The organism is Mesorhizobium loti R88b (assembly GCF_013170845.1).
GTDB lineage: Bacteria > Pseudomonadota > Alphaproteobacteria > Rhizobiales > Rhizobiaceae > Mesorhizobium > Mesorhizobium loti_B.
In genome coordinates this window covers 5,090,292-5,103,877 of sequence record NZ_CP033367.1, presented here as the reverse complement: position 1 = coordinate 5,103,877, position 13,586 = coordinate 5,090,292, and the positions used below count along the sequence as shown (strand labels likewise).

General features: G+C 63.4%; 14 protein-coding genes and 1 tRNA gene. 4 read left to right on the top strand and 11 right to left on the bottom strand.

Annotation, left to right across the window (positions count from 1 at the left end):
- Window positions 1–88: 88 nt before the first annotated feature.
- Window positions 89–841, top strand: a complete 753-nt coding sequence (locus EB235_RS25045) for a heme ABC transporter permease (RefSeq protein ID WP_027034716.1) — start codon at window positions 89–91, stop codon at window positions 839–841.
- 42 nt (window positions 842–883) lie between these two features.
- Here EB235_RS25045 and EB235_RS25040 read toward each other — a convergent pair whose 3' ends face one another.
- Window positions 884–1,942 carry a D-TA family PLP-dependent enzyme gene (locus EB235_RS25040; protein ID WP_027034717.1) on the bottom strand — a complete coding sequence of 353 codons (1,059 nt, stop codon included), beginning with the start codon at window positions 1,940–1,942 and terminating at the stop codon, window positions 884–886.
- 188 nt (window positions 1,943–2,130) lie between these two features.
- Here EB235_RS25040 and EB235_RS25035 point away from each other — a divergent pair, with 188 nt between their 5' ends.
- On the top strand, window positions 2,131–2,817 hold the full coding sequence (locus tag EB235_RS25035; protein ID WP_027034718.1) for a D-lyxose/D-mannose family sugar isomerase: 687 nt from the start codon (window positions 2,131–2,133) through the stop codon (window positions 2,815–2,817).
- Window positions 2,818–2,835: 18 nt separating this feature from the next.
- Here the strand turns inward: EB235_RS25035 and EB235_RS25030 are convergent, their stop codons facing one another.
- From EB235_RS25030 to EB235_RS25000, 7 genes are read right to left on the bottom strand one after another with little or no spacing between them, the layout of a single operon-like run.
- Window positions 2,836–3,111 (bottom strand): hypothetical protein, encoded by a 276-nt coding sequence (locus EB235_RS25030; protein WP_027034719.1) that lies wholly within the window; start codon window positions 3,109–3,111, stop codon window positions 2,836–2,838.
- Between the two features lie 17 nt (window positions 3,112–3,128).
- The gene (locus tag EB235_RS25025) at window positions 3,129–3,992 is read right to left on the bottom strand and encodes an RDD family protein (RefSeq protein WP_027034720.1); all 864 of its coding nucleotides are present in this window, start codon (window positions 3,990–3,992) and stop codon (window positions 3,129–3,131) included.
- Entirely contained in the window at window positions 3,979–4,998 is a 1,020-nt protein-coding gene (locus EB235_RS25020) for a stage II sporulation protein M (RefSeq protein ID WP_027034721.1), read from the bottom strand. Before EB235_RS25020 ends, EB235_RS25025 begins: the two co-directional genes overlap by 14 nt.
- Complete coding sequence (locus EB235_RS25015) at window positions 4,995–6,293, bottom strand: DUF58 domain-containing protein (protein ID WP_027034722.1); 1,299 nt, start codon at window positions 6,291–6,293, stop codon at window positions 4,995–4,997. Before EB235_RS25015 ends, EB235_RS25020 begins: the two co-directional genes overlap by 4 nt.
- A complete protein-coding gene (locus EB235_RS25010; RefSeq protein ID WP_027034723.1) occupies window positions 6,290–7,246 on the bottom strand; it encodes an AAA family ATPase in 957 nt (318 codons plus the stop codon). The genes EB235_RS25015 and EB235_RS25010 overlap by 4 nt, the downstream gene beginning before the upstream one ends.
- A complete protein-coding gene (locus tag EB235_RS25005) occupies window positions 7,233–8,447 on the bottom strand; it encodes a DUF4350 domain-containing protein (RefSeq protein WP_027034724.1) in 1,215 nt (404 codons plus the stop codon). The genes EB235_RS25010 and EB235_RS25005 overlap by 14 nt, the downstream gene beginning before the upstream one ends.
- Complete coding sequence (locus tag EB235_RS25000) at window positions 8,444–9,067, bottom strand: DUF4129 domain-containing protein (RefSeq protein WP_032926993.1); 624 nt, start codon at window positions 9,065–9,067, stop codon at window positions 8,444–8,446. Before EB235_RS25000 ends, EB235_RS25005 begins: the two co-directional genes overlap by 4 nt.
- A gap of 149 nt (window positions 9,068–9,216) precedes the next feature.
- On the opposite strand from EB235_RS25000, the gene EB235_RS24995 reads away from it, so the two are divergent.
- Window positions 9,217–9,996: a hypothetical protein gene (locus EB235_RS24995; RefSeq protein ID WP_027034726.1), complete on the top strand. Its 780-nt coding sequence runs from the start codon at window positions 9,217–9,219 to the stop codon at window positions 9,994–9,996.
- Between the two features lie 30 nt (window positions 9,997–10,026).
- Window positions 10,027–10,791 (top strand): hypothetical protein, encoded by a 765-nt coding sequence (locus EB235_RS24990; RefSeq protein WP_027034727.1) that lies wholly within the window; start codon window positions 10,027–10,029, stop codon window positions 10,789–10,791.
- A 20-nt stretch (window positions 10,792–10,811) separates the two neighbouring features.
- On the opposite strand, the gene EB235_RS24985 is transcribed toward EB235_RS24990, so the two are convergent.
- The 3 genes from EB235_RS24985 to EB235_RS24975 form a co-directional block, all read right to left on the bottom strand.
- Window positions 10,812–12,497, bottom strand: a complete 1,686-nt coding sequence (locus tag EB235_RS24985) for a tetratricopeptide repeat protein (protein WP_027034728.1) — start codon at window positions 12,495–12,497, stop codon at window positions 10,812–10,814.
- A 182-nt stretch (window positions 12,498–12,679) separates the two neighbouring features.
- Window positions 12,680–12,753, bottom strand: a tRNA-Cys gene (locus EB235_RS24980).
- A gap of 67 nt (window positions 12,754–12,820) precedes the next feature.
- Complete coding sequence (locus tag EB235_RS24975) at window positions 12,821–13,441, bottom strand: hypothetical protein (protein ID WP_027034729.1); 621 nt, start codon at window positions 13,439–13,441, stop codon at window positions 12,821–12,823.
- Between the last annotated feature and the right edge of the window lie 145 nt (window positions 13,442–13,586).

Here is a 13,586-nt window from a genome sequence, read left to right as displayed (position 1 = left end):
GACCGAGGGTCCGGGTGGGGGCGGCGCCACAGCCTGCGACACCACCGCTCGATTGCCCCGATCGCGCCGGCGGTCTATGTAAAGTCGCATGAGCGACACGACTTCACGCCTGACCGGCTGGATGGACCTTGCCAACCCGACACGCTTTGTTGGGCTGACGGACAGGCTCGTGCCGTGGCTGGCGGCGCTCGCCGCGCTCATCCTTGCCGTAGGCCTCTATATGAGCTTCGCGGCGCCTGAGGATTTCCAGCAAGGCATCACCGTCCGCATCATGTACATCCACGTGCCTTTCGCCTGGCTCGCCATGATGTGCTACACGCTGATGGCGGTCTCGGCCCTTGGCACATTGGTCTGGCGGCATCCGCTGGCCGATGTCGCGCTGAAATCGGCAGCCCCCATCGGCGCGGTCTTCACAGCTCTTGCGCTGATCACCGGTTCGATCTGGGGCAAGCCGATGTGGGGCACCTGGTGGGTCTGGGATGCGCGCCTGACCTCTGTCTTCGTGCTGTTCCTGATGTATCTCGGCATCATCGCGCTGACCCGCGCGCTCGACGATGCCAGCCGTGCCGCCTGGGCCGCCGCCATCATCACGCTGGTCGGCTTCATCAACATCCCGATCATCAAATTCTCGGTCGACTGGTGGAACACGCTGCACCAGCCGGCCTCGGTGTTCCGGCTCGGCGGACCAACCATCGACCCCAGCCTGCTTTGGCCGCTTCTAGTCATGGCTGTCGGCTTCACGATGCTATTCTTCGCCCTGCACCTGATGGCAATGCGCACCGAAATCCGCCGCCGCCGGGTGATTGCCATGCGGCGCGTGGCGGCACGGCAGGCTAACTGACGAAAGCCGAGTTTCTTCCCGCCAAGGCTATAAGAAATTCTCTCACCCCATTTTCCCCCGCGCCGCCACGGGCAGCGTCTCCAGCACCGTCTCGCCGTCGATCAGATTGACTTCGTTGAAGAGATTGGTGACGACGCAGCAATGGTCGGGCACCACGCGCACGCGTTCGCCGATACGCAGCTTCGCGTCACCGGAGAGCGTGACAGTGCCATGTTCTTCGCTAAGCCCGGTGACCCTTGCGTCGGAAGTGCCGAGCAACTCGCCAAAATCCTTTAGCCCGAGCGTGTCGCTGGACAGCGCCTTGCTGCCGGCATCGAGAATAGCGCGGCTTGCCGTCGGGTGGCTGACCACGGTCGACAGCACCGTCAGCGCACAATCGTCGAGAGTGCCGACGCCTTTGGCGACCTGGTAGCGATCGAGATAGATGTAGGTGCCTAGGCGATATTCGGTGACGACGGAAGCATTGGCGGAGCGCCACATGTCGGGCGTGCCGCCGCTCGAGACGCGCTCGCAGGCAAGCCCCGAAGCGGCCAGCGCCTGCTTGGCCGCGGCAAGCCAGGCTTCGGCCTCGGCGGCGCGGCCGGCCGCCGGATAGGTCATCAATCCGCCAAAGGTGAGGCCGCCAGCCTTGTCGATCAGCCTTGCCAGCGCCACCGCTTCATCAGCCGTCTGCACGCCGCAGCGGCCCATGCCGGTATCGCATTCGACCAGCACAGGCAAAGGATGGCCGGCATCGGTGAAAGCCGCCGCGAGTCCTTCCAGCGTGTCCATGCTGTCCGCCGTGACCGACAGGGTCACGCGGCCGTGCAGCGCTTTCAGCCGTTCCAGCTTGGCGCGCCCGAGAATGTTGTAGGGGAGAAAGATGTCGGCCAGCCCGGCGTCGGCCATCACCTCGGCCTCGCCGATCTTCTGGCAAGTGATGCCGACCGCTCCCGCCGCGACCTGCTTCTTGGCCCAATAGGGCAGCTTGTGCGTCTTGATGTGGGGCCTGAGCTTCAGCCCGTTTTTGTCGGCATGGGCCTGTGCGCGGGCAATGTTGGCTTCGGCGCGTGCGGCATCGATCAGGATCGACGGCGTATCGAGGTCGTGGATCGTCGGCATCTTCCATCCCTGTGAAAATTCGCAGGGGTTATGAGCCTGAAAGCCGGCGATGTCACGCAGCCAGCGCACTGGATCGGTGGGCCATCCCAGTACTGTGCAAGGCGCGGCAGGCGGCTGGATGGATCGACACCGAACCCGTGTTCGGCTATGCGATTTGCCAGACAAATCCATACGAAGGGATCACGATCATGAAACGCTCCGCCATCAACGACATCATCCGCGAAGCCGACGCTTTCATCCGCTCTTTCGGCTACATCATGCCGCCCTTCGCTTACTGGTCACCCGAGGAAATGAAGGCGCGCCAGGTCGACTCCTCGGCTGTGCTGACCTCGCGGCTCGGCTGGGACATCACCGATTACGGCCAGGAGAAGTTCAAGGAACTCGGCCTATTCCTGTTCACTGTTCGCAACGGCCGCTACGAGGACATGAAGAAGGGCATGGGCATGCTCTATGCCGAGAAGATCATGATCTCGCGCAAGGACCAGCTGTCGCCGATGCACCGCCACAACATCAAGGCCGAGGACATCATCAACCGCGGCGGCGGCAAGCTGGTGCTGGAGCTGTTCATGCACGATCGCGACGGTGGCATCGACCCCAAGGCCGAGGTCACGGTGCCGGTCGACGGCACCATCCACAGGCTGCCGGCGGGCGGGCTCCTGAAGCTCGACCCGGGCCAGAGCGTCACGCTGCTGCCGGGCGTCTGGCACGCCTTCTGGGCCGAGGGCAAGGACGTGCTGATCGGTGAGGTGTCGACCGTAAACGACGATCTCACCGACAATGTGTTCCGCGAGCCGATCGGCCGTTTTTCCAACATCGACGAGGATGTCGCGCCGCTGCACCTGCTGGTGTCCGACTACGATAAGTGGTTGGGCTGAGGAGGACGTGACTGCCTTTCAGTTTGTCTGATTGAGAAGCGCGTGCAGTCTACGCACTTCAGCGATGAGGCGTGGGATGTCCTGGCGTGCGGCTGCCATGAAATCCTGGGCGGCGACAGTAGCACCGGTCAGTTCGATGTCTGCGCCTCGGTCCACTCCTTCGCCAGTTTGGATGAAATTCGATCCGCTCAAGAAGTCCCGGCCCTCGACCCATGATTTCCAGGGGCCGGGCTGGGTTGCGGCCGCTCGGGCCTCCATATCTCGAAGTTCGAGTTCGGATAGAGCGGTGTTCATGGTTGCCTCTTTGACTGCTACCGCGCGTGCTTATCCGCCTTGCGGTTGCCGAGCAGCAGCTTGCGCTCCAAATGCGCCCTCAGTTCGCCGTAATAGGCGGTGAGGAAGGCCCTGGAATCGACCGGCTCGATCGTCATACCGATCTTGTGCCCGATCGTCTCGGCAACGGCCTTCATCGCGAAATAATCATCGCGGCGCAGCACTTCTTCCAGCTTGTACAGTTCGGCGATGCCATAGGCGTCGAGCTGTGCCGGGCTGAAATGGAAGCGCCTGGCGATGGGATCTTGCCGCAGTGAAAGATCCTCGACCAGCTTGAGTTTGGGGGCTTCGACCACCCAGGTGCCAGCAAGCAGGTCGCCGATGCGCAGGCGGTCGCGGTTGAACAGCGGAAACAGCGAGAAGAGCAGCGCCCAGACCAGGCCGAAGATGGTTGACAGCGTATCGGCGACGCCGGCGCCGCCACGCGCGGCGATGATCGACAGGGGCAGGAAAACCTCGATCTCGCGCATCAGATTGCGCGCGATGACCTGATCGATCGAGAGGCCCGCGCCACTGCGCGACGCGACCCGCACGCCGACGATCCGCTTGCCCGGCGTCGCGGCCCGCCGCCCGGCCTCGAAGGCGATGAAATAGACGTTGCGCAGCAGGAAGATGAAGATGATCCAGACGATGAAGAGCGGCTCCGCCTCCTTCACGCCAAGGCCACCGAGACCGAAGATGACGACGAGGCTCACCACGATCGCGGCGGTGACGATGATCACCACATCGAGCAGGAAGGCCGCGGCTCGCGTGCCGGCGTCGGCCAGCTTGACCCTGAGATCGACACCCTCCGGCGTGACCAGGGGCCTGATCAGCGCGGCAGGGTTTCTAGCCGTTGCCATGCCGCACCATCCGCACCAGGTAAAAATAGGCGATCCACAGCGCCAGCATGCCGCCGCCAATGGCGTAGCGCGTCGCATCGCTGGTGATCGTCTGCCGGCCGATGCCTTCGAGCAGGCCGGCAAACAGAAGCATGATCATGACACCGACCATGGCGGTCGCCGCCGCTCGCCCGGCCTGGGCTGCAGCCGCCATCCGTGTCAGTTCGCCCGGAAAGGCGATGCGTGTGCCGATCCGCATGCCCGCCGCGCCGGCGATCGCGATGGCGAACAATTCGGTGGTGCCGTGGATCGACAGCCAGCCGCCAAGCTCGAAACCCAGTCCCTTGGCCGCATAGATCTGGAACAGCGCGCCCAGCATGCATCCGTTCATCAGGATGAGCAGCACGCTGGGCACCGCAAAGGCGAAGCCCAGCGCAAAGGCCAGGATCGCGACTTGCGTGTTGTGGGTAAAGAGATAAGCGGCAAAGCCGGACAGGAAATGACCGCTGCCGCTGTCATAGAGCACGGTGCGCAGCACCTCGGCGGATGAATCCGGATTGCGTCCGCCAGCCAGGCTGGGCGCGATGATGGCGTCGTACCAGCGCTTGTCGGAGGCGACCAGCCAGTAGGCGGCAATGGCGCCGATCACCGTCAGCCCGACTGACACCCAGGTCTCGCGCCACAGGTCGCGGATCGCGTCTGGCCAGTCGCGCAGGAAGAAATCGCCGACACGCTGTTTCAGCCCGCGCCGTGCGCCGTAGAGATAAAAATAGCCGCGCAGGCAAAGCGCTTCGAGATAGGCGACGAGCGCACTGTCGAGCGAGGTCGCCCGGGCCACCGAAAGCGAAGACAGCGCCGAACGGTAGAGCAGCGGCAGCGACAGCAGCTCGTCCTCCGAAAGCGTGCGCGGCGCGCGTTTTTCGACGCGCGCGAGCAGTGCTTCGAACGCCTTCCAGTCGGCTTCGCGCTCCTGGCGGAAGCTCGCCAGCGACTGGCGTACCGCATCGGTGCCGGCGGGCAGCGTCACAACAGGTTCTCCTCCTTGAGCTGGATGTAGCGCTCGACCAGCGCCGGGCCGAGCCGCCGATGGTCGGCCTCGATCACATGCGCGCCGAGCAGCCGCAGCCGGCCGATGACCACTTGCCTTTCCCTCAGCAGGCCACCGGCGGTGACCGAGCGCGCGACATCCTCCGGCGTGACGGGCGGCATGTCGGCCAGCGTCTCCAGTTCGACATCCTTCATCAGCATGAACAGCACCAGATGCCGTTCGCTCAGCCGGCCGACGGTGCGCAGCATCAGCTCGGCGCTGATCGGGTCGACGAAATCGGTGAAGACGATCACCAGCGAGCGCCGGTCGAGCCTGGCTGCCAGCGTCGTGAGCGCCAGCGTGAAATTGGTCTCCTCGCTGGAATAGTCGATCTCGGCCGCACGCTTCTGGATCATCATGAAACTCGACGAGCCGCGCACCGCGCCGCTCGAGACGCGCGGCCGGGCGTCGAAGGAGAACAGGCTGACGAGGTCGCCGCCTTTCAGCGCAATGAAGGCCGACAACAATGCTGCCGTTACCGCCCGGTCGACTTTCGGCACGCCTTCGACCGGCTCGCACATCAGCCGCCCGCTGTCGATCGCCAGCACGATGTTGTTGTTCTCCTCGACGCGGAATTCACGCGCCAGAAGCTTGCCGTGGCGCGCGCTGCGCTTCCAGTCGATCATCCGCCGGCCCATGCCCGGCTGGTAATCCTTCAGCGACTCGAACTCGCGGCCCTGGCCGGCCCGCCTCTGCGCGTGGCCGTCGGCGAGCGCGGAGCGCTGCAGCAAGGCGATCGCCTCATCACGGGCGCTGCTGACATCGGGCAGCACTGCTACTTTCCGCTCCATCGGCAGGACGACCTGGTTCCAGATCAGTCCGAACGGGCCGCGCCAGCGCAGCCACAGCCGGTCGAAACTGGCGATGCCGCGCCTCAGCGCGTCGAATTCGAGGTCGAGCGTGCCGCCATTGGTGGGCAGGGTACCCCCAGTGCCGCCGACCGGCGCCAGCCGCTGATCGTGGCCGACGCGCGCCTGCAGCGGCCGCCCATTGAGGCTGGCCGCGACATGGAGGGTGAAACGCCCGCCGACGCCGACGTGCGGCGGCGCCGAAAGACTGGCGGTAAGCGAGGCGCGTCCGCGCCCGGCCGCCGCATCGACCGCCAGGAAGGCGAGCAGAATGCAGATCCACGACAGGCCGAGATACCAGAAGGAGGGCAGCGCAAGCGCGATCAGGAAGGCGGGGATGGCACCCGCCGCCGCTGCCCAGACCGCTCTGCCGCTTGGGTAGATCAACGCGGGGCTGCCGTCTGGTCGACAAGGTCGGAAACGATCTGCTCCACCAGCCGCCCGTCGATCTGCGCCGCCGGCGACAGGATGACGCGGTGGCGCAGCGCCGGCACGGCCAGCGCCTTGACGTCGTCGGGAATGACATAGGCGCGGCCGTCGAGCGCGGCCCGTGCGCGGGCGGCGCGGGCGAGCATGGCGCCGGCGCGAGGACTGGCGCCAACCTCGAGATCCGGGCTTTCGCGTGTGCCGCGCACAAGCGCCGCGATGTAGCCGACGACATCGTCGACCAGCGTGACATCGCCGACGGTGGCAAGTGCTGCCTCTAGCGTCTTGCGGTCGGCCTGCGCCGTGATGCCATATTGCTTGATGTCGTGCGAGGCGGAGCCGCCGCCGTGATGCACGATAATGGCGCGTTCCTCCTGCGCGTTGGGATAGCTCACCCTGTGCTTGAACAGGAAGCGGTCGAGCTGCGCCTCGGGCAGGGGATAGACGCCCTGATGCTCGATCGGGTTCTGCGTCGCCACCACCATGAAGTTCTGGCTGAGCGCATGCGTCGTGCCGTCGAAGGTGACGGCATGTTCCTGCATGGCTTCCAGCAGGGCGGCTTGCGTCTTCGGCGGCGTGCGATTGATTTCGTCCGCAAGCAGAAGATCGCAGAAGATCGGACCGCGCGTCAGCGTGAACTGTCCGGTCTGGAAATTGTAGATGTTCGACCCGACGATGTCGCCTGGCATCAGGTCGGGCGTGAACTGGATGCGCCCGTAGACAACGCCGAGCGCCTGCGCGAAGCAGCGCGCGGTCATCGTCTTGGCCGTGCCCGGCGGCCCTTCGAGCAATATGTGCCCACCGGCGAACAATGCCGTCAGCATCAGATCGACCGTGTCATGCTGTCCGGTGATTGCTTTCGCTATCTCGTCCCTGATCGCGGTTGCCAGGGCCTTCACATCATCGACGTTCACCGAGCCTCCTTGTCGTCCAGTCATGCAGCTCCTGCGCTGCGTCATGCATTCCAGCCAAATTCCTGGAATCGTTTGTGGCGTTGAAGCGCGTGGTGAAGCCGTAGGCTTCGCCCTTGTCGCGCGAATCGAGCCAGCGGTCGAGCGCTTCGCCCTGCAGGCCCTGCGGCGCGCCAAGCAGTGCCGCGGCACGCGCACGCATCAGCACCGCATAACGGTCGCCGAGTTCCTGCAGCCGGCCAGCGCGCTTGAGCAGCGTTGCCGTGGTGTCGACCAGCGCCTGCTTGCCGAAGGCAATCGCCCGGGCCTCGGTGCGCGGCGGCCCGAACCGGCCAAGTCCGTGCAGGAAGGCAAGGGCCGCCGCCGCCAGCACCGACAGCGTCAGCGCCAGGAAGGGGGGCTCGACCAGGAGTTTCGCCAGATCGTATTTCTGCCCGACGCCATGCAGCGTCAGATCGAACGTCACCGCGCCCTTGCCGGGTTCCAGCATGGAGATGATGTCGAGTGCCGCCGCCGCCTTCTGTGGATCCTTCAGCGCCGCGTTGTTGATGAGATCGGGATCAGTCAGGATGTAGAACGGCTCCTTGTCGAGCTCGGTGAGAACGGCTTTGCCGTTCCCCGCCGCGATCAAGGGGTGATCGTCGGCCACCCACTGCAACTGCTCTGGCGCTGCGACCGTGCGGCCCTGGACATCAAGTTGTTCGACGGTGCTGTTGCCTTCGCCGAGCTTGGCCTTGGTGATGCGGCCCAGCCAGTCGTTGATGACCGTACCGGGCAGCCGTTCGATCTTCATCTCCCAGCCTTCATGACCCTGCAGCGGCAAGGTGAACCATTTGGGCAGCACGAAAAGCGTGTCCTTGCCCGAACGCAGCTTGACGATCCGCTCAAGTGCGGCCGGATCGCTGCCCGGCGCGATAGTGACGATCAGCAGGAAGCCGGACGTCGGGCTAACGCTCAGAGCCCTTTCGCTGCGGACCATGGGCGGCGACTGTCCATTGGCCAGCTTCAACAATTCGACAAGACCGGCATAGCCGGAGCCGCCCTTGGAGAGCGGCGTGCCACCGCCTTCCGGCTGGCGGAAGTCCGGCGCGTAGGTCGACAGCAAGAAGAAGCCCGCTGCCGCGAGCAGGCTGGCGAAAATGCCCCAGAACAGGGTTTTTCGGTTGAACGGTTCCTGTGCTGCCTCGATAGCCGGTGCGCTCATGCCCAGGCGTCCCGGAAGGCGAAGCGCTCATAGGCGCCCCGCGCCTGCTGCCATCCCTCGGCGCCCACCGGCCGGCGGGCAAACAGAGCCGCCTCGACGATGCGCGCGATCTCGCTGAACGCGCCGCGTGCCCGCGACGGCAGCGATGTGGCGCTGGCAATGTCGCGCGAGGTCAGCGACGGGCGCAGGAAATCGGGCAGCCGCCCGGCAATGTCGGCGACACTGCGCCGAAGCAGAAGATGCACCGCCTCGTCATAATCGCCGCGCGCGGCGAGCGCGTCCGCCTCGGACAGCAGGATCTGCGCGGCACTCGCATCGGGCCGCCACGCCTCTTCTGCTTCCGTCTCTTTGCTGGCGCGCCGCCACGGCAGCCGCCAAGCCACGCCCTTCGCTTCGAGGGCGACGAGAAGCGCGATGACCGCGACGCCGATGATCACCGCGCCCCAGAACAGGTAGATCATGTAGGGGCCGATCTTCGCCAATGCCTCCAGAAAAGGCTTCAGCCATGCAGGCGGCGTGGGCTGCACCAGCGTCGGCAGGTCAAACTGGATCGAATCGTCCGCAAGCAGCTGCTTGTGTAGCTTTGCCAGCCATTCGGCGTCCTGCGGCTGTGCTGTCACCCGCTCGCCCCTTTGCAACCTGCGGTTCGGCGCCGACACTGGCAATACGCCTGGACAATTGCAAGTCCACTGGACGAAGCCTTTTAATCTTGGCAGATTTACTTTCGAGGTCGGCCGTTCGGATGTGGCGGCGACTCGGGGGAAATACCATGACCACTGCGACACTCGGACAAACCGGCCGGTTCGAAATCGGCAGGGTGTTCAGCAACACCTTTGCCGTCATCGGCCGCAACATCGGCCTTTGCCTTGGCCTTGCCGCGCTGTTTGCGGGCCTGCCAAATCTTTTCACTCAGCTGGCGCGCCCGGCAGCTCATACCGCTGGAGATCCGGCCAATCTTGCCCTGGCGACCACGGACCACAAACTCGGCTATTTTGTTGGCTTCGCTGTGGCTCTCATCGTCTATGTCGTCTTTTCGCTTCTGCTGCAGTCCAGCCTTGTCCGAGCCGCGATCGAGGATCTGAACGGCAAAAGGCCGACTTTCGCAGACTGCATTCGTATAGCGATCCGCTATTTGCTGCCGACTCTCGGAATCGGCTTGCTTGTCGGACTTGGCGTGGGTTTTGCCTCGATTGCATTGCTGGTGCCCGGCATCATCCTTTGGCTCGGCTGGTCGGTGGCGATACCGGTGCTCATCCAGGAGCAGCTTGGTGTCTTCGGTTCGATGTCGCGCAGCCGTGCGTTGACCAAAGGCAGCCGCTGGTCTCTGTTCGGACTTTTCCTGATCCTGATCATCCTTGCGCTGGTGATCCAGTCGATGAGCGCAGTGGTCGTTTATCTCTTCCATGGAATTATCGCTGCCTTTTTGGCCGCCTTGGTGCAGACCGTGGTGTCGATGGTGATCTCGGTCGCCACGGCCGTCAGCTATGTCGAACTGCGCCAGGCCAAGGAAGGCACCAGCGTCGGCGAACTGGCGGAGATTTTCTCGTAGGGAATGGCAGCCTGAAAAGGGGGACACGCCATGGCGTCAGTGACGCTGGACCAGCGCGATCGATTCCGCATCGGCCGGGTTCTCGGCGACAGCTTTGCGGTCATCGGTCGCAATCCCGCTGTGTGCCTCGGACTTGGCCTGATCTTCTACGCCGTGCCGAACTTCGCCTTTTCGATCTGGTTCTGGAAGTCCGTGACTCTTATGGAACACGGCACGCCGGAATTTTCGGCGCAACGGGTCACGCTTTCAGCAATTGGCGCAGTCGGCTACGTCGTGCTGTTGTCGTTCTTGCAGTCTGCGCTCATGCGGGTTGCCATCGAGGATCTGAACGGCAAGCGACCATTGATTAGAGATTGCATCGGCACGGCGTTCGCTTTTCTGCTGCCGGCAATAGGGATCTCGTTGCTGGTTGGTCTCGGTGTCCTTTTTGGCTTCGTGCTGCTTGTAGTTCCTGGATTGTTGTTGCTGGGACGCTGGTTTGTCGCGGTACCAGCTCTCATACAGGAAAGGGTGGGAGTGTTCGGTAGTCTGAGGCGTAGCCGCGACCTGACGGCAGGGAGCCGCTGGTCAGTTATCGCGGTTTGGCTTGTCGTTTTCGCGGCGACATTGGCGATCAATTTCTCGCTAAAACGGCTCACATTCTCATTTGGTGCGCCAATAGGATTTTTTCTGAGCGCTGTTTTGGCCGCGGCGGAATTTGTCGTGGGGTCAATTCTGCCGGCTGTGAGCTACGTCGAACTGCGCCGGGTCAAGGAAGGCGCCAGCGTCGATGAGCTGGCGGAGATTTTCTCCTGAGCGCAACGCCGCCATAATTTTCAATGACAGCAGCTACGATCCGACTGCACGCTCGTCCGGCACAGGCAGGATGAACTGATCGCCACATCCGCCTTGGCCAGTGCCATGGCAAGGCTTGCTTGCAACACCGGAAGTTCTTGGGTCTCTCCCCGCCGCCTCAAACATTCCACCAGTCCGTGTAGCGCCCAGACATTGTCCGGGTGCTGGGCGCAGCGCTGCACCTTGCCGCTGAGGCCGAGATCATCGCGATAGACCTGCTCGGCCTCTTGCGCATGGCCATGGTCGAGAAGCAGTGCCGCCAGGGCATGGCGGGGAGGGTGCATCCACGCCCATGGCTCGGTGTAGGAGAGATTGTCATCCAGCTCGACCGCTTGCCGCAAATGGGCATAGGCCTCGTCGTATCGGCCCTGATGGTAGGCAAGTTCGCCGTCGAGCAGGGCAGCGCCCACGGCGAGCGAGGCCTGCGTCGGGTTGCTGAGGAAGCGCCGCTCGGGCGCAATGCTTGCCACGTGCCGGTGGAACCGGTCGCGCTCACGCTCGGCCTCCGTGAATTGCTTCAGCGTCGCGTGCGCGACGCCCTTGGCATAGTGCTGCATGGCCGCCGTCAGCACATAGAGGCCGGGCTCGTCGACGGCCGGTTCATCGATGATCTCCTGCCAGCGGCCGAAGCGAACCTGCACATGCGATTTCATCGCATGATAGCCTTCCACGGTCTGGGTGAGCTTTGGCCTGTCAGGGATGGCGACCACGTCGCGCGTGACCAGGCCGCGCACCTTGTCGGCGGCCCACAGCGCGGGCTTGTACTGACCAAGGAACATGCAGGTGAACATCATCAGATGCAGATCGTGGCAGCAGCCGAGCAGGTAATAGGTCGGCTCATCGGCATAGGCGAGATAGAGGTCGTTGGCGCGAACCGCCTTTTCGCTGGCGAGTTTCGCTTTCTCGTACTCGCCGCACAGCACATAGATATGCCCCGGCATGTGGTTCATGTGCCCGGCATCGGGGCACATTTCGCCGAGCAGATCCGCCGAGCGCATGCCACGTTCCGGCATGGTGGACATCTCCAGCAGATGGATGTGGAGATGGACGATCGCTGGATGCTGGGCGATGCCGGCCTCATCGGCGAGCCGGATCGATCGCTCGCAAACCTCCAGCGCCTCAAGCACGTCCGAATTCGGCGCCGGCTCACCGGTCTTGAGGTTCCACAGCCGCCGCACCGTGCGCATCATCAGCGCCTCGACCAGCAGCGCCATCACATCATGGTCGTTGGGAAACTTTTCATAGACCCGCCGCATCGCGGCGGCATAGGCATCGTCCCACTGTTCGAATTCCTGCGGGCTCACTTTGTGCGGCTTCTGGAAACGAGATGCCAGCGCCTCGATCAATTCCTTTTCCACGTTGCTGGCGCCAGCCGCGTGGGCGCGCGCCAGCTGCACATGCTCGAAGCAACGCTTGGTCGCGCTGTTGGCCTCGGCCTCGCCATGCTCCTTCCAGGTCAGGTTGTAGAAAGGCCCGGCGGCATAGGCGATGCCCCAATGAACCATCGCACAGTCCGGATCGGTCTCCAGCGCCTTCTCAAAGCACTTGATGCCTTCCTCGTGGTTGAAGCCGTAGCACCAGTTGAGCCCGATATCGAACCAGCGCTGGGTTTCAATGGAGTGGGTGGAGATGGGGCGGCGGTAGCTGCCGAGGTTGAAGCGGTCCATGTCTTCCATTCAAAGTCTTGTCGGCCGCGAGCCAAGCCGTGGCCAGATTCTTTCGTCATCCATGTGTGCCGAAATCTCTGGGCATGGCAAATGCCATGAGTAGCACCGCCATTGTTTGACGAGGTAAGGCCCTGACAAGAAAAAGCCGCCCGGCCTAGGTAAGCGCGGACGGCTTTTGAAAATGGAGGTCTGAATGGGAATTGAACCCATTACGTCGGTTTTGCAGACCGATGCGTCACCGTCCCGCCCTCAGACCGCGCCGCTCTTATGCCCATCCCACCAACACTTCGTCAACCTGCCGTAGGTGGCCTCCCGTTGCGCCGTTAGGGCGGCGCTTCGTTTTGCCAGCCGGCTAGCTCCGGCAGGTCGTCAAGCCAACTTTTCTCACTCATCAAGGCATCGCCGGCCTGCGGTGCAGCCTCCGTGGCATTTTGGATCAGCCAGTCCATCCACTTCCGATATGCAGCCGCGTCAAGCTGCGGCGGCAGCACCTTGGCCTTCAGCAGCATCCTCTTGCGGAAACTGGTTTGCCTGCGGAGTTTGGTCGTCGTGAACTTGATGACCTTGCCTTGGTAGTCAACCGTCCAGCGGTCACCTCCCAGACTGACAAGCTTGTCGATGGCGAAACCGGCATCGACCGGCCGATCCCGCCAGGGAAGCTCGACGGCACTCTTCCTCAGGTCGATGGCCCATCGCTTATAGTCTCCCCCGGCACGCTGCGGCGGCAGCACACCGGCCTGTTCGAGCATCTTTCTGCGGAAGGTGGGCTGCCTCTTGAGCTGGCCGGTTGTGAATTCGATGCGATGCCCACGAAACTCGACATGCCACCGGATTCGCCCATTGCCGAAATACTTCACCAGCCTGTCGATGAAGAACTCGTCCTCAGCAAGCGTCATGCAGCCTTGGCTGATGCTTTCGAGGATGAACTGGCTATCGGTGGGCATGGCGCGGTCTCGTGGAGTAACCTCAGGAAGCATGGCGATTTAAAATGAACCGAGGCTAAACTACCCACCAAACCATTATTCTTGTTGTGAAATTTTTTGGCTGGGGTACCTGGATCCCCAGCCAACGGGATTCACCCGCCTTTCC